23 protein-coding genes and 1 riboswitch are annotated in these 24,180 nt (G+C 62.8%); of the genes, 14 read left to right on the top strand and 9 right to left on the bottom strand.

The features are described from left to right. Nucleotides 1-31: 31 nt before the first annotated feature. A complete protein-coding gene (locus tag NKJ81_RS12770) occupies nt 32-1,405 on the bottom strand; it encodes a PleD family two-component system response regulator (protein ID WP_352540644.1) in 1,374 nt (457 codons plus the stop codon). Nucleotides 1,406-1,438: 33 nt separating this feature from the next. Next, the gene (locus NKJ81_RS12775) at nt 1,439-1,810 is read right to left on the bottom strand and encodes a response regulator (RefSeq protein WP_006334976.1); all 372 of its coding nucleotides are present in this window, start codon (nt 1,808-1,810) and stop codon (nt 1,439-1,441) included. Between the two features lie 215 nt (nt 1,811-2,025). On the opposite strand from NKJ81_RS12775, the gene NKJ81_RS12780 reads away from it, so the two are divergent. Together NKJ81_RS12780 and NKJ81_RS12785 are read left to right on the top strand one after the other, a co-directional pair. Next, nucleotides 2,026-2,325, top strand: a complete 300-nt coding sequence (locus tag NKJ81_RS12780) for a DUF3572 domain-containing protein (protein WP_352502452.1) — start codon at nt 2,026-2,028, stop codon at nt 2,323-2,325. Next, nucleotides 2,322-2,975 (top strand): hypothetical protein, encoded by a 654-nt coding sequence (locus NKJ81_RS12785; protein ID WP_352540645.1) that lies wholly within the window; start codon nt 2,322-2,324, stop codon nt 2,973-2,975. Before NKJ81_RS12780 ends, NKJ81_RS12785 begins: the two co-directional genes overlap by 4 nt. A 9-nt stretch (nt 2,976-2,984) precedes the next feature. Here NKJ81_RS12785 and NKJ81_RS12790 read toward each other — a convergent pair whose 3' ends face one another. After that, complete coding sequence (locus NKJ81_RS12790) at nt 2,985-4,565, bottom strand: hypothetical protein (protein ID WP_352540646.1); 1,581 nt, start codon at nt 4,563-4,565, stop codon at nt 2,985-2,987. 96 nt (nt 4,566-4,661) lie between these two features. Next, nucleotides 4,662-5,237, bottom strand: a complete 576-nt coding sequence (locus NKJ81_RS12795; RefSeq protein ID WP_352471783.1) for a GNAT family N-acetyltransferase — start codon at nt 5,235-5,237, stop codon at nt 4,662-4,664. A 68-nt stretch (nt 5,238-5,305) separates the two neighbouring features. On the opposite strand from NKJ81_RS12795, the gene NKJ81_RS12800 reads away from it, so the two are divergent. Then, nucleotides 5,306-6,634, top strand: a complete 1,329-nt coding sequence (locus NKJ81_RS12800; RefSeq protein WP_352471784.1) for a DNA polymerase IV — start codon at nt 5,306-5,308, stop codon at nt 6,632-6,634. Between the two features lie 151 nt (nt 6,635-6,785). Here NKJ81_RS12800 and NKJ81_RS12805 read toward each other — a convergent pair whose 3' ends face one another. Further along, entirely contained in the window at nt 6,786-7,292 is a 507-nt protein-coding gene (locus NKJ81_RS12805; RefSeq protein ID WP_352471786.1) for a hypothetical protein, read from the bottom strand. Nucleotides 7,293-7,465: 173 nt separating this feature from the next. Here NKJ81_RS12805 and NKJ81_RS12810 point away from each other — a divergent pair, with 173 nt between their 5' ends. Continuing rightward, on the top strand, nt 7,466-8,347 hold the full coding sequence (locus tag NKJ81_RS12810) for a DMT family transporter (protein WP_352471788.1): 882 nt from the start codon (nt 7,466-7,468) through the stop codon (nt 8,345-8,347). A gap of 14 nt (nt 8,348-8,361) precedes the next feature. On the opposite strand, the gene dnaE is transcribed toward NKJ81_RS12810, so the two are convergent. Further along, nucleotides 8,362-11,889: a DNA polymerase III subunit alpha gene (gene dnaE, locus NKJ81_RS12815; protein WP_352540647.1), complete on the bottom strand. Its 3,528-nt coding sequence runs from the start codon at nt 11,887-11,889 to the stop codon at nt 8,362-8,364. Between the two features lie 574 nt (nt 11,890-12,463). Next, nucleotides 12,464-14,476: an acetyl-CoA carboxylase biotin carboxylase subunit gene (locus tag NKJ81_RS12820; RefSeq protein WP_352540648.1), complete on the bottom strand. Its 2,013-nt coding sequence runs from the start codon at nt 14,474-14,476 to the stop codon at nt 12,464-12,466. Nucleotides 14,477-14,689: 213 nt separating this feature from the next. Here NKJ81_RS12820 and NKJ81_RS12825 point away from each other — a divergent pair, with 213 nt between their 5' ends. The 7 genes from NKJ81_RS12825 (at nt 14,690) to NKJ81_RS12855 (ending at nt 19,690) form a co-directional block, all read left to right on the top strand. Beyond that, nucleotides 14,690-15,817 (top strand): S-(hydroxymethyl)glutathione dehydrogenase/class III alcohol dehydrogenase, encoded by a 1,128-nt coding sequence (locus tag NKJ81_RS12825; RefSeq protein WP_352540649.1) that lies wholly within the window; start codon nt 14,690-14,692, stop codon nt 15,815-15,817. Further along, nucleotides 15,814-16,086, top strand: coding sequence for a hypothetical protein (locus NKJ81_RS12830; RefSeq protein WP_352451332.1), 273 nt, complete (start codon nt 15,814-15,816; stop codon nt 16,084-16,086). Before NKJ81_RS12825 ends, NKJ81_RS12830 begins: the two co-directional genes overlap by 4 nt. Before the next feature lie 20 nt (nt 16,087-16,106). Then, the gene (gene gfa, locus NKJ81_RS12835) at nt 16,107-16,676 is read left to right on the top strand and encodes an S-(hydroxymethyl)glutathione synthase (RefSeq protein ID WP_352451333.1); all 570 of its coding nucleotides are present in this window, start codon (nt 16,107-16,109) and stop codon (nt 16,674-16,676) included. Nucleotides 16,677-16,742: 66 nt separating this feature from the next. Then, the gene (locus tag NKJ81_RS12840; RefSeq protein ID WP_352454435.1) at nt 16,743-17,210 is read left to right on the top strand and encodes a YaiI/YqxD family protein; all 468 of its coding nucleotides are present in this window, start codon (nt 16,743-16,745) and stop codon (nt 17,208-17,210) included. Nucleotides 17,211-17,215: 5 nt separating this feature from the next. Further along, entirely contained in the window at nt 17,216-17,893 is a 678-nt protein-coding gene (locus NKJ81_RS12845) for a DUF1345 domain-containing protein (RefSeq protein WP_352473888.1), read from the top strand. Nucleotides 17,894-17,997: 104 nt separating this feature from the next. Beyond that, nucleotides 17,998-18,879: a cytochrome b/b6 domain-containing protein gene (locus tag NKJ81_RS12850; RefSeq protein ID WP_352473889.1), complete on the top strand. Its 882-nt coding sequence runs from the start codon at nt 17,998-18,000 to the stop codon at nt 18,877-18,879. Nucleotide 18,880: 1 nt separating this feature from the next. After that, a complete protein-coding gene (locus NKJ81_RS12855) occupies nt 18,881-19,690 on the top strand; it encodes a molybdopterin-binding protein (RefSeq protein ID WP_352454438.1) in 810 nt (269 codons plus the stop codon). Nucleotides 19,691-19,713: 23 nt separating this feature from the next. Here NKJ81_RS12855 and NKJ81_RS12860 read toward each other — a convergent pair whose 3' ends face one another. Beyond that, nucleotides 19,714-20,316, bottom strand: a complete 603-nt coding sequence (locus NKJ81_RS12860; protein WP_352540650.1) for a DUF3011 domain-containing protein — start codon at nt 20,314-20,316, stop codon at nt 19,714-19,716. A gap of 86 nt (nt 20,317-20,402) precedes the next feature. Between NKJ81_RS12860 and NKJ81_RS12865 the strand changes: the two genes are divergently transcribed. Continuing rightward, nucleotides 20,403-21,233 carry a transporter substrate-binding domain-containing protein gene (locus NKJ81_RS12865; protein ID WP_352540651.1) on the top strand — a complete coding sequence of 277 codons (831 nt, stop codon included), beginning with the start codon at nt 20,403-20,405 and terminating at the stop codon, nt 21,231-21,233. 14 nt (nt 21,234-21,247) lie between these two features. Here NKJ81_RS12865 and NKJ81_RS12870 read toward each other — a convergent pair whose 3' ends face one another. Beyond that, entirely contained in the window at nt 21,248-22,246 is a 999-nt protein-coding gene (locus tag NKJ81_RS12870) for a hypothetical protein (RefSeq protein WP_352540652.1), read from the bottom strand. A 203-nt stretch (nt 22,247-22,449) separates the two neighbouring features. Beyond that, nucleotides 22,450-22,536: riboswitch (glycine riboswitch) on the top strand. A gap of 148 nt (nt 22,537-22,684) precedes the next feature. Between NKJ81_RS12870 and gcvT the strand changes: the two genes are divergently transcribed. After that, nucleotides 22,685-23,803 carry a glycine cleavage system aminomethyltransferase GcvT gene (gene gcvT / locus NKJ81_RS12875; RefSeq protein ID WP_352473893.1) on the top strand — a complete coding sequence of 373 codons (1,119 nt, stop codon included), beginning with the start codon at nt 22,685-22,687 and terminating at the stop codon, nt 23,801-23,803. A 5-nt stretch (nt 23,804-23,808) separates the two neighbouring features. Continuing rightward, nucleotides 23,809-24,177 (top strand): glycine cleavage system protein GcvH, encoded by a 369-nt coding sequence (gcvH, locus tag NKJ81_RS12880; protein WP_352451343.1) that lies wholly within the window; start codon nt 23,809-23,811, stop codon nt 24,175-24,177. Nucleotides 24,178-24,180 lie beyond the last annotated feature (3 nt).

Consider the following 24,180-nt stretch of genomic DNA (forward strand, 5'->3'; position numbering starts at 1 on the left):
GTCGCGTTGACCCGGCAATTGGTGTTCGGTGCTAAGCCGCCTTGGCGACGACGCGATTGCGGCCGCCGCTCTTGGCTTCGTAGAGCGCAAGGTCGGCGCGTTTCATCAGCGCGGAGACCGTGTCTACCCCCTTCAGCACCGACGACACGCCGACGCTGACGGTGACTTCGACGGCTTTGCCTTCGGCGCCGACGGGAAACGGCAGCTGGGCGATTTCGGCGCGAATGCGCTCGGCGACCTTTTCGGCCACCGCGCCGTCGGTGTCCGGCATCACCACGACGAACTCCTCGCCGCCAAAGCGGCAGGCCAGGTCGATGCCGCGCACATTCTTGCGCAGCCGCCGCGCAAATTCGCGCAGCACGTCGTCGCCGCCGTCATGGCCATGCGCGTCGTTGATGCTCTTGAAGCGGTCCAGATCGGTGATCATCACCGACAGCGGCCGGCGCCGTGCCACGGCGCGGTCGAACAGCGTCTGCAGATGGCTGTCGAGATAGCGCCGGTTGTGCAGGCCGGTCAGGGCATCGGTCACCGCCATCTCGATGGTCTGGGTGACGCTGGCGCGAAGCTGGTCGTTGTAGCGCTTGCGCCGCACCTGCGTACGCAGCCGCGCGGTCAGCTCCTGCTGGTCGATCGGCCGCATCAGATAATCATTGATGCCGAGTTCGAGGCCGCGGATGATACGCCCCTCCTCGCCCTCGTCCGCCAGAAGGATGATCGGCAGGAAACGGGTGCGATCGAGCGAGCGCAATTGCGAGCAGAGCCTCAGCGGGTCGAAATCGGCGAAGGCCGTCGAGATCATCACGCATTCATACGGCTGCTCGGCGGCCTGGAAGAAGCCTGCATGCGGATCGTTGGCGACGTCGAGATCGGCACTGCCGCGCAGCATCTTCTGGATGCGCTCGAACGAGGATTTGCGCTCGTCGACCAGCAGCACCTTCGGCACCGCATCGTCGGTAGCGAAGTTGCGGCTCAAAAGCTCCTCGATGCCGATATTGCGTGTCGTCGAGGCGCGCAGCCGCAGCTCGTCGGTCAGCGATTTCAGCCTGACCAGGCTCTTGACGCGCGTCATCAACTGCAGATCGTTGACCGGCTTGGTCAAAAAATCGTCGGCGCCGGCCTCGAGGCCGCGCACCCGGTCCGAAACCTGGTCGAGCGCGGTGATCATCACGACAGGGATGTGCGATGTCGCCGGGTCGCCCTTCAGCCGCCGGCAGACCTCGAACCCGTCCATGTCGGGCATCATCACGTCGAGCAGCACGACGTCGACCTTGCCGTTCTCGCAGATCTCGATCGCGTCCGGCCCGTTGGTGGCGGTCAGGACCTCGAAATATTCGGCGAGCAGCCGAACCTCCAGCAGCCTGACATTGGCTGGGATGTCGTCGACGACGAGGATCCGCGCGGTCATTTCACAAAGCTCCGGCTCGGCTGGAAAGATACATCAGGCATCGCCCAGGTAGGATTTGATGGTTTCGATGAAACGCGGCACCGAGATCGGCTTGGAGATATATGCCTCGCAGCCGCCCTGGCGAATGCGCTCCTCGTCCCCCTTCATCGCGAAGGCGGTGACGGCGATGACCGGGATGACGTGGAGATCATCGTCCTCCTTCAGCCATTTGGTGACCTCGAGGCCCGACACTTCCGGCAGCTGGATGTCCATCAGGATGAGGTCCGGCCTGTGCTGCCGCGCCAGATCCAGCGCTTCCAGGCCGTTGCGTGTGCGCACCGTCTCGTAGCCGCTCGCTTCGATGAGGTCGCGAAAGAGCTTCATGTTGAGCTCGTTGTCTTCGACGATCATAACCTTCTTTGGCATCGATTTCCCGTCCCGGCTGACCTTCCACTCGAAGGGTGCCGTCATGCGCCCTTGTCGGCACGCACCAAACCTGTTCCCACTATACGGCAATATGATTGACGAAACGCAAACCGGCCGCCCTAAAAGCGTTCGGATTCCAGATCGGCGGCTTGCTGCCGGCGACACTTGCCACTACTGCGAAAACAGAACGATTCCGCCCATGAAGGAAGGTAGCGATGGCAAACGCAGCGTCAATGCGCGAGGAAGCGGAAACCATTGCCGTAAAGGCGTTGGGCTTCGTCGCCGCCGATCCGGAACTTCTGCCCCGCTTCCTGGCGATCACCGGCATCGAAGCCCATTCCATCCGCCGGGCGGCGGGCGAGCCGGGATTCCTGGCCGGCGTGCTGCAGTTCATCCTTGCCCATGAGCCGACGCTGATGCGTTTTTCCGAGGAGACCGGAACGCCGCCCGCCGCAGTCGGCAAGGCATTGCGGGCGCTGCCGCTCGGCGACGACAATCATGAGCATTCGGTATGAGCGACGATCCCGAGACGGCGCGGCAGATCGAGGAGCTGGCCGCCGACGACCGGCCGCTGCTGGTGCTCGACGTCGACGACGTCGTGCTCGAATTCATCCGGCCGTTTCCGCATTTCCTCAAATCGCGCGGCTTCGGCCTGACGCTGGCTTCCTTCCGCCTCACCGGCAACATCACCGAAACGGCGAGCGGCCGTTTGATCGAACAGCCCGAGGTTACGGCACTTCTGGGGGAATTCTTTGACGCCCAGGCCGATTGGCAAAGCATCACCGACGGTGCCGAGGATGCTCTTGCAGCGCTTAGCGACAGCGCCGAGATCGTTCTGCTAACCGCCATGCCGCACAAGCACCGCGTGGTGCGCCGTGCGCATCTCGACGCGCTCGGATTGCCCTACCCGCTTTTGACCACCGAAATGGCCAAGGGACCGGCGGTGGCCAAATTGCGCGGCAACAAGGGCCGCCCGGTCGCTTTCGTCGACGATCAGCCGTCCAATTGTGTGTCGGTGCAGAACTCGGTCGCCGATGCGTATCTCTTCCATCTGATGGCCGACAATTCGCTGCGCGCTTTCCTGCCGCCGCCGCCGGACGGCGTCAGAGTCGTCGAAGACTGGCGCGACGCCGCGCCGAAGATCGCGAGCGCTCTGGGGCTTTAATGGGAGCGCTCAGGGCTGCAGCTTCGGTCCTGCCCCGCCATTGTCGCCGCCGTCCGAATCCTCGCCCCCGGTCGAATTGTCCGTTCCATTCGCGCCATCATCGCCCGAGTTGTCATCCTGGCCGGCGCTGTCGTCCTGGACTTCATCCGGCCCCTTCAGCATGGCGCCGTTGACCGCAACGGACCCATCGGCCTTGGTGTTGATCACCCATTCCAGCCGGCCATCCGGCAGCGTCTTGCCAAAACCTTTGACGGCCAGCGCAAAGGGGAAGGCCTGCGCCATCTGCTCATCGCTCTTGGCGCCTTCCTTCAAGGCATCGACGATCCTGTCGTAGCCGGCCACAGCGACGGTCACGGTCGCATCAGGCTTTTCGCCGCCCGGGAAAGTCATCTCGCCTTCCATGGCGACTTCGACGTCGCCATTCTTCACGGTCGAGTGGCCGAGGATTACTTTGGGTTTCTTGGCCTTGAAATCGGCGACCAAAGCCTTGCCGAATTCCCCCGGCAACGGCGGATTCTTATTGAGATCAAAGGCTTCGATCGCCTTCTTCGCCATCGTGTCGAGATCGATATTGGCACCGCCGAAGTTGAGGTCGATATCCGTCGGCACCAGTGGACCAGTCCAGGCGGGCAGCAATTGCCGGGGGATCGTCAGACCGGAGGCCTTGATCCCATAGTTGATCTTGCCGTTCTGGGAGACGCCATCCATGCCGCTAGCCAAATCCAACTGCTTCGCACCCCACTTGCCGACTGGGCTCTCAATTGCGAAATCCTTGAAGGCGTACGTTCCGTCGATTCTTTCCCAGACAGGCAACGCCGCAAGGAGACGTGACTTAAGTTCCGCCTGATTTACTTTCAGTTTCGCCTCGTCTTCATTAGCGACGGCAAAAGCAAGCAGATCCATCAACGGCTTTGTCCGAACACCCTTGCCGTTTGCATGCACCGAAAATTCCGGCGCATTGAGGGTGACCGGGAAATTCAACCCTCGCTCGGGATCGTTGATTTTGAGGACTTCAGCAAAATTCAAGATCTTTTCCGCGACAGTGAAATCGATGCCGCCGTTCGCCGATTTCGTCGAATTTAGCGTGGCGGTGCCGGCACCGGCAGAGACATCGGCCTCTTGCTTCGGCTCCCGGGTTTTCATCGTCATAGCGTCCATTGACCCCGTGGCGCTGACGAAGGCCACCAGGGCCGGATCATACACACCGGTGAACTTGTTGTTCGACACCGAAAAGTCGATGTGCTGCGGCCCTTGAGGCCCCTTGAAATCGAACGATCCGGTCAGCGACGTATCCGCCGACACGTCCCACTGCCCGTCCTGGCGCGGCTTGACCCGCATGTCGTAAGGCGTGACGTCGAACTTGAAGGAATCCTGTTTCGACAGCAAAGCGACGAGCGGCTTGAAATCGACGGCGAGTTTGTACGCATCGCCGTCGGCAGTGATTTTCACCAGCCCGATATCGAAACCCTGCCTGCCGAAATAATGTGCCAGATCATCGGTAAGCTTCTTCGCGCCTTGGCTGTCGACGGTCTGGGCGAAAGCGGGCGCGCTAAACGCGACGGCGAGAACAAGTGGCAATACACGCTTCACGTCGATTCTCCGTTGTCTCGGGCCAAATCATTGCTTGTATTAGTGAAACAGCGTTACAGCGGCAAGACGCCGGCTGTAGGCCAAAAGCGCATCCGGCTAAAGCACCAGCCGCACCAGCGGTCGGCCTGGCTTACGTTCGACCAATCGCTGGAACCCGGCCTTCTCGAAGACCCGCGACGAGCCTACGAACAGCCCGATCGAGCGCGAATCCTTCGACAGGTCGATCGGGCAGGCCTCGATCAGCCGCGCGCCGTTCTCGCGGGCGAACTCGATGCCGCCTTGGACCAGGCGGTGCGACAGGCCCTTGCCGCGTGCTTTGGTGCGGATGAAGAAGCAGGAGATCGCCCAGACGCCCGGATCGCTGGCGTCGGCGGGGTCGATCGGCGCCGACCCCCTGCCCTGGTTGTTCCATTCGGGCACGTCGGCACGCGGGCCGATCTGCATCCAGCCGACCGCCTGGCCACCCTCGAAGGCCAACAGGCCCGGCGGCGGCCCGGCCTCGATCCGCGCCTTGATGTGGTCCTTGTTGCGCTCCCGGTTGCTCGCGCGGCGCGCTGCGGGCGACAGCCGGAAATGTGTGCACCAGCAGCCGTAGCAGGCGCCTTGCCTACCGAAAAGATCTTCGAAATCCGCCCAAAGCTCGGGCACTAGCGGCGCTATGGTCGTATTCATGAGCTCTCTCCCGGCCCACCGCCTTGTCGTGGCATCCGTCCTGACGTACCATTGCATTTGTTCTCTTTATGTTCGCAGCGATGGCGGCCCCTGTCAACAATCCCGAACACGGTTTTTGCCGCGACTGCCTGAGTTTTCAGCGCAGCGAGGCACGCCGTTGCGAGCGCTGCGGCAGTCCACGGCTCGCCCGCCATCCGGAGCTCTACCGGCTGCGCCTTGCCCATATCGATTGCGACGCGTTCTACGCGGCGGTCGAAAAGCGCGACAATCCGGCGTTGAAGGACCGGCCATTGATCATCGGCGGCGGCAAGCGCGGCGTCGTCTCCACCGCATGCTACATTGCCCGCATCCACGGCGTGCGCTCGGCAATGCCGATGTTCAAGGCGCTCGAAGCCTGCCCGGAAGCGGTGGTCCTGCCGCCGGACATGGAAAAATACGTCCGCGTCGGCCGTGAGGTGCGCGCCATGATGCAGGCGCTGACGCCGCTGGTCGAGCCGCTCTCGATCGACGAGGCCTTTCTCGACCTCGCCGGCACCGAGCGCCTGCATGGCCTGCCGCCTGCGGTGGTCCTGGCGCGCTTCGCACTCGGCGTGGAAAAGGAGATCGGCATCACCGTTTCGGCCGGTCTTTCCTACTGCAAGTTCCTGGCCAAGGTGGCATCGGACTTCCGCAAGCCGCGCGGCTTTTCGGTGATCGGCGAGGCCGAGGCTATCGGCTTCCTGGCCGAGCAGCCGGTGACGCTGATCTGGGGGGTCGGCAAGGCCTTTGCCGCCACGCTCGAGCGCGACGGCATCCGCACCATCGGCCAGTTGCAGCGTATGGAACGTGGCGATCTGATGCGCCGCTACGGCGTCATGGGCGACCGGCTCTACCGGCTTTCGCGCGGCGAGGACGACCGTCGCGTCGTTCCCGACCAGGACGCGAAAAGCGTCTCGGCGGAAACCACTTTCGATACCGACATCGCCTCCGTCGACGAACTGGTTTCGGTGCTGAGGGCGCTGTCGGAAAAAGTCTCGGCCCGGCTGAAGAAATCCGGAATTGCCGGACGCACCGTCGTCCTCAAGCTGAAGACGCAGGATTTCAGGATCCGCACGCGCAATCGCCAGCTCGGCGATCCAACCCGGCTGGCCGACCGCATCTTTCAGACCGGGCTCGAGCTGCTGCGCAAGGAAGCGGATGGCACGAAATACCGGCTGCTCGGCATTGGCGTCAGCGATCTCTCCGACGATGACCGGGCGGACCCGCCCGACCTGGTCGACGTCCAGTCACGCAAGCGCGCCATGGCCGAAGGCGCCATCGACACGCTGCGCGGCAAGTTCGGCCGCAGGGCGGTGGAAACCGGCTATACCTTCGGCAAGGGCCGCGATGCCCATCCGCCCGAACCGGTCGAGGAATGATACCGGCATGTTTGAGATTCAGGTCAGGCCGAGTCGAGAAGGGTGGTTTCCGAGAACCGGAGCGGAGCGCACTTGTGAGTACGTGAGCACTGGATGCGCAGGAAACCGCTTTTCGCAGGCCGGCCTCCACCTGAATATCAACTTGCCCCAGTCACGTGCGCTGCAGATCGATCCGGGTGGTCACCACACTCTTCCCGGTTTTCGGATCGGTATCGACGACGATCAGCCGCATGCCATTCTCGCCGTTCTTCTCGACCGTCATTTGCGCCTTGCGATCGCCATTGACCTCCTTGGCCCAACGGATGCCGAGATTGATTGCGTTGCCGGAGCGGCTGCCGCTCAATTGCGCCGGCCCGGTGCGCGATCCGACATAGGTGCCGGTGTATTTCGTCCCGCTCGATTTGAGATCGGCGCTGATGGCGCGCGTTACCACGATAAGACCGCGGCAGCTGCCGTCGAGCGACAGCGAGCTCGACGTTGCGTCGGAATTGAAATGACAGGAGACATTCACCGTCGGCGCATCGGTGGTCACCTTGACGATGCCTTTGCCGGCGAAATTCCCCTGGAATGAGCGAAGAAAATCCGGATCGTCGGCATGCGCTGCCCCGGCCCCGGCCGTCAGGCAGCCGGCAAGTACAAATCGTGCAAGTGATTTCATCGGACCGCTCCTCGTTGGTATCCAAAACACAGCACGCAAACACTGAGGGACCAACGCTCCCCTCAGCGGCGGGTTCCGGCTTCAACATCACTGTTTGCAACGCTGCGCGGCTGGCCCAGTCGAATGCGTCGGCTAGCGGTTGCGATGAGCGCTCCGGCTTGCGACATAGCCGCATGGCACCCGCACCCTCGATCCCCAAGGCCGCGTTCTGGATGGCGCTGTCGATCGCCTCGTTCCTGGCGATGTCGGTGGCCGGCCGTGCCACGACGGCCGAACTAAACGTCTTCCAGGTGCTCGAGCTGCGCTCGGTGATCGGCTTTTTCATCCTGTTGCCGCTGGTCATGATGTCAGGCGGTTTTGCGGCGATGCGCACCGGACGCCCGCTGGCTCATATCGCCCGCAACGTCGTCCACTATACCGGCCAGGCTGCCTGGCTCTACGCCCTGACGCTGATCCCGCTTGCGGTACTGATCTCGATCGAATTCACGACGCCGATCTGGACCGCTTTGCTGGCCGTCGCTTTCCTCGGCGAAAGGCTGTCCCGGCCACGGCTGGCGGCGATCGTGCTCGGGCTGATCGGCGTTGTGATCATCGTGCGTCCGGGCGTCGGCGCGGTCAATCCGGGACATGTCATCGTGCTGGGAGCCGCGGTCTGCTTCGGCGTCTCGGTGGTCCTCGTCAAGTCGCTGACGCGGACGGACAGCGTCGTGCGCATCATCTTCTGGATGTTGATCATCCAGTCGCTGCTTGGCCTCGTCCCGGCGCTTTACGAATGGCGCAACCCGCCGCTTGAGCTCTGGCCGTGGATCCTGCTCATCGCCTTCACCGGCATGTCGTCGCATTTCTGCATGGCCCGCGCACTTGTCTATGCCGATGCGACGGTCATCTCGCCAATGGACTTTTTGCGCGTGCCGCTGTCGGCGGTGATCGGATGGCTGCTCTATCACGAGCAGATCGACGCCTTCACCGCCGGTGGCGCCCTGCTGATCCTCATGGGAAATCTGCTCAACCTGCAGCGGAGAGCACCGCAACCGGCGGAGATCGCCGCTTCATAAGCGTGCGCTAACTGTTAGACCAGTTCCACCTCGACCACGCCCGGCACCGCCCGCATCGCCGACGCGATCTGCGGCGATACGCGGTAGCGGTTGGGCAACTCGATCTCGACCTCGCCCTCGCCGCCTTCCTTGATGACGATGATGCTCACCTGACTGTCGCCACGCTGGCCAAGCTGCGATTGGATTGTCGATGCCGGTGCGTCATTTCTGACGAAGATGCGCAACGCTTTCTGGATACGGCTTGCCTCTTCCTCCAACGACTGCACGGTCTGGATGCGCAGATTGACGCCTTCAGGCCTGTCCTCGGCCGAAACGGTGATCACCACCGAGCGGCCGGGTTCGAGCAGGTCGCGGTATTGCGCCAGCCCCTCGGAAAACAGCACCGCTTCATACTGGCCGGAGGTGTCGGAGAACTGCACGACGCCCATCTTGTTGCCGGTGCGCGTCTTGCGCTCCTGCTTGGTGGTCACCGTGCCGGCGAGCCGGCCGGCGGCAGCACCGCGTTTGACGGCGGCCGAAAACTCGCCCCAGGTCTGCACCCGCATTTTCTGCAGCGCCGCCTTGTATTCGTCGAGCGGATGCGCCGAGAGATAGAACCCGACCACCTGGAATTCACGGTGCAGGCGGTCGGCGGCGAGCCAGGGATCGGTCGCCGGCAAGTTGAGCGCCTGCGACTGTGCGCCGAGCGAGGCGCCAAAGATGTCATGCTGGCCGGTGACGGCATTCTGCTGCGCCAGCGACGCCAGCCCCATCATCCGCTCGACGCCGGCCATCATCGCCGCGCGGTCATGACCGAAGCAGTCGAGCGCGCCGGCCATGATCAGGCTTTCGAAGACGCGCTTGCCGACGATCTTCGGATCGACCCTTTCACAGAAATCGGCGAGGCTCTTGAAGGGTTTTTCGCCGCGCGTGGCGACGATGTGCTCGACCGCCGCATCGCCGACGCCCTTGAGCGCGGCCAGCGAATAGAAGATGCGGTTCTCGCCGACCTCGAAATCCCGGAACGACGTCATGACCGACGGCGCCACCACCTCGATGCCGAGGCGCAGCGCATCCTGGCGGAAATCGGCGAGCTTGTCCGTATTGCCCATGTCGAGCGTCATCGATGCCGCCAGGAATTCGACGGGGTAATGCGCCTTCAGATAGGCGGTCTGGTAGGAGACGACGGCATAGGCGGCGGCATGCGATTTGTTGAAACCGTAGTCGGCAAACTTTGCCAGCAGGTCGAAGATGAAGTCGGCTTGCGGCTTGCCGACGCCGCGCTCGACCGCGCCCGAAACAAAGCGCTCGCGCTGCTTGTCCATCTCGGCGCGGATCTTCTTGCCCATGGCGCGGCGCAGCAGATCGGCTTCGCCCAGCGAATAGCCGGAGAGCTCCTGCGCGATCTGCATCACCTGTTCCTGGTAGACGATGACGCCTTGCGTCTCCTTGACGAGATGGTCGATCTTCGGGTGGATCGACGCCATCTCCTCCTCGCCGTGCTTTCTGGCGTTGTAGGTCGGTATGTTCTCCATCGGCCCCGGCCGGTAGAGCGCGACCAGCGCGATAATGTCCTCGATACAGTCGGGCCGCATGCCGATCAGCGCCTTGCGCATGCCGGCACTTTCCACCTGGAACACGCCGACCACCTCGCCGCGCGACAGCATGGCGTAGGTTTCGGGGTCGTCGAGCGGAATGTGGGCAAGATCGATCTCGATGCCGCGGCGGCGGATCAGCTTGACGGCCCTGTCCAGCACCGTCAGCGTCTTCAGGCCAAGGAAGTCGAATTTCACCAGCCCGGCCTGCTCGACATATTTCATGTTGAACTGCGTGACCGGCATGTCCGAGCGCGGATCGCGGTACATCGGCACCAGCTCCGACAGCGGCCGGTCGCCGATGACGATGCCGGCGGCGTGCGTCGAGGCGTGCCGATAAAGACCTTCCAGTTTCTGCGCCGTATCGAGCAGCGTCTGCACGATCGGCTCACGCTCCGCCTCTTCGGCAAAGCGCGGCTCGTTGGCGATGGCGTCGGCGAGCTTGACCGGATTGGCCGGGTTCGACGGCACCATCTTGCTCAGCTTGTCGACCTGCCCGTAAGGCATCTGCAGCACGCGGCCGACGTCGCGCAGCACCGCGCGCGCCTGCAACGTGCCGAAGGTGATGATCTGGCCAACCTGGTCGCGGCCGTATTTCTGCTGGACGTAGCGGATGACTTCCTCGCGCCGGTCCTGGCAGAAGTCGATGTCGAAGTCGGGCATAGACACGCGGTCGGGATTGAGGAAGCGCTCGAACAGCAGCGAAAAACGCAGTGGGTCGATGTCGGTGATGGTCGTGGCATAGGCGACCAGCGAGCCGGCGCCCGATCCGCGGCCCGGGCCGACCGGAATCCCTTGTGCCTTGGCCCATTTGATGAAGTCGGCAACGATCAGGAAATAGCCCGGATATTTCATCTTCTCGATGACGCCGAGCTCGAAATCCAGCCTTTCGCGATATTGCTCGACGGTATAGCCGGGCGTCGGCCCGTGCGCCGCCAGCCGCGCCTCTAGCCCTTCATGCGCCTGCCTGGCAAGCTCCTGCGCCTCCGCCTTGACCGCAGCATCGGCGTCGGCGACATCGCGGCCGGCAAAGCGCGGCAGAATCGGATTGCGGGTCTTCGGGTAATACGAGCAGCGCAGCGCGATCTCGACGGTGTTGTCGATTGCTTCCGGCAGGTCGGCGAACAGCCTCGCCATATCGGCCTGGCCTCTCAGGAAGTGGTCGGGCGAAAGGCGGCGGCGATTGTCGGCCGCAACCACGGAACCTTCGGCGATGGCGATCAGGGCGTCATGCGCCTCATAGTCTTCACGAGAGAAGAAAAACGCCTCGTTGGTGGCAACCAGCGGCAGATCGTGGCGGTAGGCGAGATCGACCGACAACTGCTCGATGGCGCGGTCATAGCCGGACACGCGCTCAAGCTCGACATAGAGCCGGTCGCCGAACAGGCTCTTGAGCGCCGAGAGCCGGGTCTCGGCGAGTTCGCGGCGATCCTGTTTCAATGCAGTGCCTATCGGACCGCGCGGCCCGCCCGTAAGGCAGATCAATCCGTCGGTGTGGCCCTGCAGCATCTCGCTCGTCAGATGCACCGCTTCGCCGGGCGGTGTCTCGAGATAGACGCGGCTGACCAGCCTGACCAGATTGCCGTAGCCGGCCTCGGTTGCGGCGATCAGGACGACCGGCCGCATCTCCGGTCCTTGCCGCCTGCGGTCGCGCTGGCTGTCGCTCGCCTCGCCGGAAAAGGCGAGGTCGATCTGGCAGCCGATGATCGGCTGGATGCCATCCTTTACCGCCTTCTGGGCGAATTCCAGCGCGCCGAACAGATTGTTGGTGTCGGTGACGGCGATTGCCGGGCATTCGTCCTGCACCGCATGGCCGACGATCTTGCCGAGCTGCAAGGCACCTTCGAGCAGCGAATAGGCCGAATGCACGCGCAGATGAATGAACCGACGCGCCGCCGCCTCCGCCCGCGACGCCTTTGCATAGGCCTCGCGCAGCAAGGGATCGCGTGGAAGTCTTTCATCCGCCATGGTTTTTTCGCGCCGCCTGAAAGGACTCAGTCGATGAAGTTGTATTGTCGAGCGCCGGGTAGCACGAGTCCAGCGCTAGTGATTAGAGCTTTGGAGGTTTAGAGCAACCGCCGAAGCTGCCAATTTCCCCCCTTGTGGGGGAGATGTCCGGCAGGACAGAGAGGGGCGCTGTCCCGCCAACCTCAGGCTACAAACAAAACCCGCCTCGGCGGGCGGGTCGTTGGAGCCAATTAGCACCATAGCCAAATTAATAGCATAGCTGCCGGCACAAAGCAAGAACAAAATACGGCGCGACGGGGAAAAATTCGAGTTGTCCGTCTCCCGAGGGCGTATCCAGAGGATTGCAGGTCGCGTTCCTTCGCGCCCCCCTCTGTCCTGCCGGACATCTCCCCCATGAGGGGGGAGATTGGCCATCATCTCGGCTTTCGCCAATTTCCAACGTTGCAGGAGCGAGCTGGGCCCCGAAGCTGCCAATCTCCCCACTTTAGGGACACTTGAGGGGGAGATGTCCGGCAGGACAGAGGGGCGCGCTGTCCCGCCAACTTCAGACAGAGCGTCGAGGGCGGGTCCAACCTCACGCGAATTCCATGATCACAGCATCGACGGCAAGGCTGTCGCCGGGCTTGGCGTTGAGCTTCGAGACGATGAGGTCGCGCTCGGCGCGCAGCACGTTTTCCATCTTCATCGCCTCGACCACGGCCAGCGTCTCGCCGGCCTTGACCTCCTGCCCCTCGGCAACGGCAATCGACACGACGAGGCCGGGCATCGGGCATAGCAGCATCTTCGAGGTATCCGGCGCCACTTTTTCCGGCATCAGCCTTTCGAGTTCGGCGGTGCGCGGCAGCATGGCGCGGGCTGTCACCGAGATGCCTTTCCAGGCGATGCGGAACCCGTTCAGCACCGGCCTGACTTGCGCCGCGACCTTGCGGCCGCCGACCGTGCCGCGCCAGATGAGATCGCCCGGCCGCCAGTCGGATGCCACCGTCAGCGGTTTGCCGCCGTCGATTGTGAGGTCGAGCTCCATCGGAATGGAAATCATGCCTTCGACGATGGCAACCGAAAGATAATCCCGGCCGATCTTCACCACCCAATCGCGTTTCAAGGCGCCCGAATGCGGCGCCAGCCGCCCGCCCAGCCGGTCGAGCCGGTCGCGGCGCAGCAGTTCGACCGCGGTTGCGATCGCGGCCAGCACCGCGTTTTCTTCGCTGTTCGGCACAATGGGCGCGAAGCCGTCGGGATATTCCTCGGCGATGAACGCCGTCGATAGCCGCCCTTCCCGCCAGCGCGGATGCTGCATCAGCGCCGCCAGGAACGGTACGTTGTGCTCGATGCCGTCGACGACGAAACTGTCCAGCGCTTCCGACATCGCGTCGATTGCCGCCAGCCGTGTCGGCGCCCAGGTGCACAGCTTGGCGACCATCGGGTCGTAGAACATCGAGATTTCCGAGCCTTCGGTAACGCCGGTATCGTTGCGGATGACGATTTCGCCGAATTTTCCCTCTTCCGGCGGCCGGTATTTCGTCAGCCTGCCGATCGACGGCAGAAAGTTGCGATACGGATCTTCGGCATAGAGGCGGCTTTCCACCGCCCAGCCGTTCAGCTTGACGTCGCTCTGCTTGATGGCGAGCTTTTCGCCGGCCGCCACGCGGATCATCTGCTCGACCAGGTCGATGCCGGTGACGAGTTCCGTCACCGGATGCTCGACCTGCAGCCGCGTGTTCATTTCCAGGAAATAGAAGTTCTTGTCGCTGTCGACGATGAACTCGACCGTGCCGGCGCTCTGGTAGTCGACGGCCTTGGCCAGCGCCACCGACTGCTCGCCCATGGCTTTGCGGGTCTTGGCGTCGAGGAACGGCGACGGCGCCTCCTCCACGACTTTCTGGTTGCGGCGCTGGATCGAGCATTCGCGCTCGCCGAGATAGAGCGTGTTGCCATGCGCGTCGGCGAGCACCTGGATTTCGATATGGCGCGGATCGACGATGAATTTTTCGATGAAGACGCGGTCATCGCCGAACGAGCTTTTCGCCTCCGACCGCGCCCGGTCGAAGCCGTCGCGCACCTCTGCCTTGCTCCAGGCGATGCGCATGCCCTTGCCGCCGCCGCCGGCTGAAGCCTTGATCATCACGGGATAGCCGATTTCGCCGGCTATTCTTTCGGCATGGGCGGCGTTTTCGACGACGCCGAGCCAGCCGGGCACCGTCGACACCTTGGCCGCATTGGCGAACTTCTTCGATTCGATCTTATCGCCCATCGCCTTGATGGCCTTCGGCTTCGGGCCGATGAAGACGATGCCTTCCTGCTCCAGCGCTTCGCAGAAGGATGCCCGCTCGGACAGGAAACCGTAGCCGGGATGCACGGCCTCTGCTCCTGTGGCCTTGCAGGCGGCGATGATCTTTTCCGCGACCAGATAACTTTGCGCAGCCGGCGAAGGCCCGATATGCACCGCCTCGTCGGCCATTTCGACATGCACGGCGTCCCGGTCGGCGTCGGAATGGACCGCGACGGTGGCGATGCCCATCTTGCGCGCCGTCTTGATCACGCGGCAGGCGATCTCGCCACGGTTGGCGACCAGGATCTTTGTGAACATGCAGGCCTCGTCCCTCGGCTGCCCTTCTTTTACGGGCTTCCCGTTTTATGGGCTTCAGGGGGCCGGTCAAGGCAAAGTCGGAGCCTATCCCGCATGCAAATCGGCGGGCGCTGACGAAAATCCGGGGTCACAACGTCGCTTCGTGCATAGCGCAGAGCTGAATGGTAAGTTAAATCTAACCTGGATTGCAGACTGTCATGGGAGGATTGCCTGATGAAAACGCGCGCCGCTGTCGCCGTTGCCGCCGGAAAGCCGCTGCAGATCATGGAGGTCGACCTCGAAGGTCCCCGCGATGGCGAGGTGCTGGTCGAGATCAAGGCAACCGGCATCTGCCACACTGACGAGTTCACGCTGTCGGGCGCCGACCCGGAAGGCCTGTTTCCGGCGATCCTCGGCCATGAGGGCGCCGGCATCGTCGTCGACGTCGGCAAGGGCGTCTCCTCGGTCAGGAAGGGCGACCATGTCATCCCGCTCTACACGCCGGAATGCCGGCAGTGCCCGTCCTGCCTGTCGCGCAAGACCAATCTGTGCACCGCCATCCGCGCCACGCAGGGACAGGGCTTGATGCCGGACGGCACCTCGCGCTTCTCGATCGGCAAGGACAAGCTGTTCCACTACATGGGCTGCTCGACCTTTTCCAACTTCACCGTGCTGCCCGAGATCGCGGTGGCCAAGGTCAATGCCGACGCCCCGTTCGACAAGATCTGCTACATCGGCTGCGGCGTCACCACCGGCATCGGCGCTGTGATCAACACGGCCAAGGTCGAGCAAGGCGCGACGGCGGTCGTGTTCGGCCTCGGCGGCATCGGCCTCAACGTCATCCAGGGCCTGCGCCTTGCCGGCGCCGACATGATCATCGGCGTCGACCTGAACAACGACAAGAAGGAATGGGGCGAGAAATTCGGCATGACGCATTTCGTCAATCCGAAGGAGATCGACGGCGATGTCGTGGCTCATCTCGTCAACATGACCAAGCGCGGCGCCGACCAGATCGGCGGCGCCGACTACACCTTCGACTGCACCGGCAACACCAAGGTCATGCGGCAGGCGCTGGAAGCGTCGCATCGCGGCTGGGGCAAGTCGGTCATCATCGGCGTTGCCGGCGCCGGCCAGGAGATCTCGACGCGGCCGTTCCAGCTGGTCACCGGCCGCACCTGGATGGGCACCGCCTTCGGCGGCGCGCGCGGCCGCACCGACGTGCCGAAGATCGTCGACTGGTACATGGCCGGCAAGATCGAGATCGATCCGATGATCACCCACACGCTGAAGCTCGAGGACATCAACAAGGGCTTTGACCTGATGCATGAAGGCAAGTCGATCAGGAGCGTGGTAGTCTATTGAAGGAGGTACTGATCCGGGTTCGGATCCGATATCCGAATTTCAGCGAGTCGCTCAGTATGCAGAGCTGGCAATTCGGCGAACATCTTTGGGTAGCGCTTAGGAATAACAACCGCGTTCGCATCGACCTCGATGAGATCGACCGCGGCAGAGAAGAAATATCGTTTCTCGTGCGCGATACATATCTGAGTAAGGCGCTCAAGGTGGTAGAGCGCGTCAAGCAAGAACACCGTATGGAGAATGAAGCGGTAATCGAAACGGAACCAGCATAGAACCAAGGGAGGAGACAAAAATGCCGGAAAAACTGCATCCTAAAATCGACAATGGACTGCCACGGGAAAAGGCCGATTTTGCCGGCGGCACGCTGGTCTGCGCCTGCACCAGCAACCCGGTCAAGGTCAAGGTCAAGGGCCAGATCGCCCACAACCATGCCTGCGGCTGCACCAAATGCTGGAAGCCGGAAGGCGCGCTGTTCTCGGTCGTGGCGGTTGCCGGTACAAACGACGTGACGGTGACCGAAAACGGCGACAAGCTGAAGATCGTCGATCCGGGCGCGCTGATCCTGCGCCATGCCTGCACCGGCTGCGGCGTCCATATGCACGGCCCGGTCGAGCGCGACCACGCTTTCAAGGGGCTGTCCTTCATCCATCCCGAACGCTTCCAGGAAGACGGCTGGTCGCCGCCGGGCTTCACCGCCTTTGTCTCTTCGATCATCGAGTCCGGTGTCGATCCGAGCCGCATGGACGGCATAAGGTCACAGCTGAAGTCGATCGGGCTCGAACCTTATGATTGCCTCAATCCAGGACTGATGGACTATATCGCCACCTGGACGGCCAAGCGGTCCGGCGCGTTGCCGGCCTAGTAGCCGCTCGACTATCATCGATCGAGCCGGGCGACGCCGCCCGGCTCTTTCACATTTGGAACAACGATGCCCGCACCTGCTATTCTCGTCGATGCCGACGCTTGCCCGGTGAAGGCCGAGGTCGAAAAAGTCGCCGAGCGGCACGGCATCGTCGTCACCTTCGTCTCCAATGGCGGCTTGCGTCCGTCGCGCGATCCGATGATCCGCAATGTCGTCGTCTCCAAGGGCGCCGATGCCGCCGACGACTGGATAGTCGAAAATGCCCGGTCCAACGATATCGTGGTGACCGCCGATATCCCGCTTGCCGCGCGCGCGGTGGCGCTTGGCGCCCACGTACTTGGTCCGACCGGACGCCCGTTTACGCCCGAAACGATCGGCATGGCGGTGGCAATGCGCGATCTCAAGCAGCATCTGCGCGAGACCGGCGAAAGCAAGGGCTACAATTCGAGCTTCGCGCCGCAGGACCGCTCGCGGTTCCTCGGCGAGCTTGACCGCATCCTACGGCGGGCGCTGAAATCCGCGTCTGCGGACTGAAGGCCATGGCGACTGGTACCCCGACCAAGATGCCCATGCGACGCCACACGCCGTTCGCGGTGTCGGCCTGCATCGGCGTGGCAGCCTTTGGCGCCGCGCTGGTCTGGCGTGCGCCGCTTGCCTATTCGATCGGCGCCAATGTGTTCTTTGCCGCCTATCTCGTCCTTGTCATCGCCCATATGCCGCGGCTTACCGGCAGCTATCTGCGCAAGAATGCAGGCGACACGGACCTGCCGGTACTGGCCATCTTCGCGGTCACGCTGATTGTCGTCGCTATTGCCATCATGTCGTTGTTTCAATTGATCAACAGGGAGAAGAGCGCGGACACCGTCGAGCTTATGGTGGCGCTGCTGTCTATCCCGCTTGGCTGGTTGACCATCCATGCGATGGCCGCACTTCACTACGCGCATATCTACTGGTTGGATGGCGATGCGATGGATGGCGACACAAAAAAGAAAATTCCGGTCGGCGGCCTCGACTTCCCGGGCGGCAAGCGGCCGGAAGGCTCGGATTTCCTCTATTTCGCCACGGTGATCGGCATGACGGCGCAAACCGCCGACACCAACATCACGACCTCGCAAATGCGCCGTGTCGTGCTTGTGCATTCGATCCTGTCGTTCTTCTTCAACACGGTCATCGTGGCAGCCGCGGTCAACCTCGCCGTCAGCCTCGGCAGTCCGTAATAAATCCGTGATCGGGTGAAACATCGCTTAGGCTGGCGACGTATTGGGAGGAGAAGAGATCTGACAGGCCATGCGGAACCGCTTGGCAGGGAGGCACGGAAAACATGGAATCAGTTGCCAGAGGCGAAGCCAGCACCGAGGCAGATAGCGCTGCTTCGACGGATGCGACGCTGATCTATCGCCAGTCGCGCTGGACGCGGCTGACGCATTGGCTGTGGGCGATCGCGCTGTTCTTCATGCTGCTTTCCGGTCTGCAAATATTTAACGCCCGCCCACAGCTCTACATCGGCAAGGAGTCGGGTTTTGGCTACAACAACACCGTCTTCGCCATTGGCGCCGAGAATACGGCGACTGGCCCGCGCGGCTATACCGAAATCTTCGGCAAGCGCTTCGATACCACTGGCGTGCTCGGCTGGTCGGGTCCGGCCGGCCAGGAGACCTCCCGTGCCTTCCCGTCCTGGGCGACGATCCCTTCCTATTACGATCTCGGCACCGCGCGCGTTGTTCATTTCTTCTTCGCCTGGGTGCTGACCACCACGCTGCTGGTCTGGCTGGTCGCCAGCCTGATCAACGGCCATTTGCGCCGCGATCTTGCCCCGCGCCTCGATGATTTCAGGCGCCTGCCGCGAGACATTGTCGAGCACGCCAAGCTCAGGTTCCATCACACGCGCGACTACAACACGCTGCAGAAGATGGCCTATGGCGGCGTGCTGTTCGTGCTGCTGCCGCTGATGATCATCACCGGCCTTGCCATGTCGCCGAGCATGGATTCGGTGCTGCCGTTCCTGAATGATCTGCTCGGCGGCCGACAGACGGCACGCACCATTCATTTCACGGTGATGCTGCTGCTCGTCGCCTTCTTCATTATCCACATCCTGATGATCCTCGCCGCCGGCCCGATCAACGAGCTGCGCTCCATCATCACCGGGTGGTACCGAACCGACCCGCCGGCGCATGGCGACAAAGCGCCAGAGAGGAGTGCCTGACATGGCGAAATTCGAGATCAGCCCCAAGCTACAGATAAGCCGAAGAAAGTTCCTGACCTCGGCCAGCCTCGGCCTTTCCGGCATCATGCTGTCGGGCTGCGACGCCTTCGACAGCCAGCTTGGCGTCGGCGACAGCCTGCGCAGCTTCCTCGAAAGCGCCAATGGCCTGACCTGGCGGGCGCAGCGACTGCTTGCCGGCGCTGATGCGCTGGCGCCGGAGTTCACCGAGGCCGACATTCGCCAGCCGCAGCGGCCGAACGGTGTCACCGCACCGGACGACGATTTCTACAAGGGCCTGCTCGCCAGCGATTTCGCCGACTGGCGGCTGGAGGTTTCAGGCCTGGTCGAAAAACCGCTGTCGCTGAGCCGCGAGCAGCTGATGAACATGCCGAGCCGCACCCAGATCACCCGTCACGACTGCGTCGAAGGCTGGAGCTGCATTGCCAAATGGACCGGCACGCCGCTGTCGCTGGTGCTCGACCAGGCAGTGGTCAAGCCGCAGGCGCGCTACGTCATGTTCCACTGCCTCGATACGATCGACCGCAGCCTGGCCGGCGACATCAAATATTACGGCTCGATCGACCTGGTCGATGCTCGTCATCCGCAGACGATCCTTGCCTATGGCCTCAACGGCAAGCCGTTGCCGGTCGAAAACGGCGCGCCGCTGCGCGTCCGCGTCGAGCGCCAGCTCGGCTACAAGATGCCGAAATACCTCTACAAGATTGAGCTGGTCGACGGCTTCGCCAATATCGGCGGCGGCAGAGGCGGCTATTGGGAGGACAATGGCTACGACTGGTACGGCGGCATCTGACCGAAACCTGACCCGAGCTTCATCTAACTGTCGTCGTCGCTGTCGTCGCCGTCGCTGCGCAGGGCCGGATTCAGGTCAGGATTGTCGTCAGGGGTGACAAGCTTGCCCAGCCCGTGCGGTCCCTGGTAGTTGCCGTGGGTATCGAAGTTGGGGTTGCCCTGATTGTCGAATTGCGGCGTCGGATCGATCGATTGGTCGTAACGGCGCGGGCGCGGCTTCGGATAGTAATTATCGGAATGATGGCGATGCGAATTGCCGTTGTCGAGAATGGCACCTACCACGCCGCCGACGATAATGGCTGCGGCGACGTCGCCAGCAGAGGGATTGCGGTTGGGGCTGGCGACTGCGAATTCGGCCGAGCAACCATTGTCGACCCAGATGCCGCCGGCGTCATAGCCCCAGCTTCTACCGTATACGCAACGCGCCTTCGACAGCCTGGAGGTCAACTGCACGCCGCGGCGCGTATCGATCCCGCAATAGGAATAGCGGTAATCGGCGCTGGAGCAGACCACGCGTTTTGCCCCCGCAGCCTGCGCTGCCGCCGGCAGCAGCGAAAGCTTCGCCGGATTGCCCAGGATGCAAACCAGGAACATCATCGAACCGGTAACCGCCATCCGTGCCGACATCGCAACTCTCCATCAGGGTCCGCTATCGACAGAATGGCACCTCTGTGTAAATCTGACAACCGGACGGGCTCAGCGAGGTTATATTAATGCGCGCTAAGATGATCGCCACAACTATACTTGCCCTTTCTGCGTGGTTGGCTTTGTCGCTGCTGCCAGCCCGGGCGGACGACAGCCTCAAGCGCATCATCGACCAGAAGACACTGACGGTCGGCGTGGCGCTCAACCCGCCATGGATCCTCAAGAAGGCCGACGGGAAGTTCGCCGGCTATGATGTCGACCTGACCAGTGCGCTGGCGTCTGATCTCGGCGTCGACCTGAAGCTGGTCGAGGTGCCCTGGAACGACCTTAAGACAAGACTGCTCAAGGGTGATTTCGATATGATCGCGGCGGGCTACGCCAGCACGCCGGAACGCGCACGCGAGGTGGTATTCTCCAACCAGACCGGTACCGCCGATATCCGTATGGTTGCGACGATCGCCAGCCTTGGGAAAAGGCCGGGAAAGGCAGTGGCGGCGCCGGGATATAAGATCGCCGTGCTGTCCAATTCCACCGATGAAGCCGCCGCGAAGGAAGCTTTTCCCAAGGCGACCATCCTGTCTTTCGACAATACCTCAGATGTTTTCGCCGCGATCATCGGCGGCGACGCACAGGCGATGGTCGCGACGTCGCCGACGCCGCAGATGGCCGCCAGGCTCTATGACGCGAAGTTGACGATGGTGGGCGGCCCGCTGTTGCGGACGCCGGAAGCGTTTGCGATGCGCCCGGACGATGTCCGCCTCATCCAATACGTCAACAACTGGATCGGCGCGCGCACCGCCGACGGCACCATAGGCGGCGTGCGCCGCTACTGGTTCGGCAGCTTCAAATGGATGTTGCGCTTCGACACCAGTGCCAAGCCGGAGCCCGCCAAACAATAGCGTCGCGCGACTGCTTATGCGACCTTGTCGATCAGCGGCTTCAGCGCCGGGTGGATTTCCGGCGAGGCGTGCTTGATTAGCGTCAGCAGCGCGCGCTCGTTCTCCTGCAGCGGCCGGTCGCCTATGTGTTCAGCGAGCCATTTGGCCTCGCCGGCATCGACCGTCTCGGCGCGGCGGGCCAGAGCCTCGGCTGCCTTGTTCTTGGACTCCCACTCGGCTTCGATATCGCCGGGTGAGCGATAGGCTTCCATGATGCCGGACAGGCCGCCCGATACCATGCGGCTGAAGAACCCGCCGATTTCCGGATCGGCCTGTTCGAAGAACGAATCCCGGCGCAGCGCCACGTCGCGCACCGGCGGTTCGTAGCCGGCCGAACACATGACGAAATTGGCGATCGCCTTGACGAACAGATCGTTCCAGGACGGATCGTTGTCGCCCGCCGCTGTCCGCTCGTTGATCTTGAACAGCACCTCGGCCTCGGCGCGGCTGATGGCGATGTTGCCATCGCCGCCATAGGCGTAAAGGATGCGGCGCAACAGCTCGACCTCAGCCTTGGCAATCGACCCAGGGATAAGCCTGCCGCCGGTCATCAGCGGCCCCTTGCCGTCCACGACCGCATGAGCGACCTGCTCCAGCGCATAGCTGGAAAGCGTGCTCGGCGATGATTTGGCAACTTCCAGCACATGCACCAGCAGCTCGAGTTCGGTCTGGCTGTCGACCATGCCGTCGCGCGAAATCGTCCGAATCAGCCAGTCGGCATTGTCCTGCGAAACATAGCCCGCCGGCTTTTCCTGGTGGACGATGAAATCGGTGACCGCCTCGACGAAAAACTCGAGCCATTCCGTGCATTTGTCCCTCGCCGTTGCATCCAGCGCAAACAGCGCCTCGGCCTCGCCGCGCGTTGCCACGCCGTCGCCGAACACTTCGCCGCGCAGCATGACCACGTCTTCCGCCGTGATCCGATTTTTCGAGGTCAGCCCGGCCACCGGCGCGCTCATGATCAATTCGCCCATTTTCTTCCCCGCCGCCGCCGGTAATTGCCGGCCCTTATGCGGTATATCGGCAAGGTCTTGAGAAACCGGCAAGCGGCGTGGTTAGCGAAGGCTTGCCTATAAAGAAGGCCCGCAGAAGACTTGGCAGTAAAAATGTCGCCGGCAGGTGACAAGGTGTCGTCCACGGGCTATGGATGACGAGTCGAGGGCTCCTGACCGAGTCCTACCTGTTTGTGGGAGAGAGCAGCGAGAGCTGCCGCCGAAGGGGAAATCGCCCGAAATCTCTCAGGCAAAAGAACCGTAGACGGGAAAGACACTCTGGAAAGTCGGGGCTTGCCCCCGCGCCGAAGGTGTAAGCGCTGCCGACAGAGTTACGGGGCGCGAGTCTCTCAGGCTTCAGACAGAGGGGCACGGACTGGTCGCCATTCGCGGCCGCTTGCGTGCGACTCTGGAGATGACATGACGGGCGACGATACCAAACACCTTCCCCTCGAAGATCTGCACATGGCAGCTGGTGCGCGCTTTGGCGCCTTCGCCGGCTGGTCGATGCCGCTGACCTATCCGGCCGGCGTGATGAAGGAGCACCTGCACAGCCGTGAGCATGCCGGCCTGTTCGACATCTCGCACATGAAGCTGTTCGAAATCAGCGGTACGGGGGCAGCAGCGCTTCTGAACCGCGCCTGCCCGTTCGATGCCGGCGCACTTGAGGTTTCCCAGTCCAAATACACGTTCTTCCTCAATGAGGCGGCCGGCATTCTGGACGATCTGATCGTCACCAGGCTCGGCGCCGAGCGCTTCATGATGGTCGCCAATGCCGGCAACGCCGCCGCCGACGAAAAGCATCTGCGCGCACTGGCCAAAAATTTCGATGCAGAGGGCGATTTCGATGTAAAAGTGGATGCGCTCGACCGCGTCTTCCTGGCCATACAGGGCCCCGAGGCGTGGGCTGCCCTTTCCCGCGCCGGCATCGAGACCGGTTCGCTGGTGTTCATGCACGGCATCGAGCCGCGCGAAAAATGGTTCATGAGCCGGTCCGGCTATACCGGCGAAGACGGCTTCGAGATCGGCCTGCCGGAAGCGGATGCAAGAAACCTCGTCGCCAGGCTGCTCGAGGACGAGCGGGTGATGTGGGTCGGCCTTGCCGCCCGCGACAGCCTGCGGCTCGAAGCCGGACTGTGCCTGCACGGGCTGGACATCACGCCGGAGATCGATCCGGCCAGCGCCGGGCTGATGTGGGCCATCCCCAAGGAGGTTCGCGCCTCTGGCGCCTTCATCGGCGCCGATGCGCTGCGCGCCATCCTGGAGCGTGGTCCGGCGCAAAAACGCGTCGGCCTGAAGCCGGAAGGCCGCCAGCCGGTGCGCGCCGGTGCTGCCCTTTTCGATGCTGACGGCAACCCTGCCGGCCATGTCACCTCAGGCGGCTTCGGCCCCTCGGCCGGTCATCCGGTCGCCATGGGTTACGTCCAGACGCCGCTTGCCAAATCCGGCGCAAAACTGTTCGCCGATGTCCGCGGGACGAAAATCCCGGTCGACATCCACCCCTTGCCCTTCACGCCCCATCGCTACCGCAAAGGATGATTTCAATGGCAAAGACCTATTTCACCGAAGATCACGAATGGCTGCGCGTCGAGGGCGGCATCGCCACGGTCGGCATCACCGATTACGCGCAGCAGCAGCTCGGCGATCTCGTCTTCGTCGAACTGCCGGAGCCGGGGAAGAAGCTGGCCAAGGGCGACACCGCCGTGGTGGTCGAATCGGTCAAGGCCGCATCGGACGTCTACGCGCCGGTCGACGGCGAGATCACCGAGGCCAACACCTCGCTGTCATCGGATCCTTCACTCGTCAATTCGGCGGCAACCGGCGACGGCTGGTTGTGGAAGATGAAGCTGGCCAATGAGCGCCAACTCGACGGACTCCTCGATGAAGCCGCTTACAAAGCCCATATTGGTTGATAG

Source organism: Mesorhizobium sp. M0018 (assembly GCF_040323955.1).
Classification (GTDB): Bacteria; Pseudomonadota; Alphaproteobacteria; order Rhizobiales; family Rhizobiaceae; genus Mesorhizobium.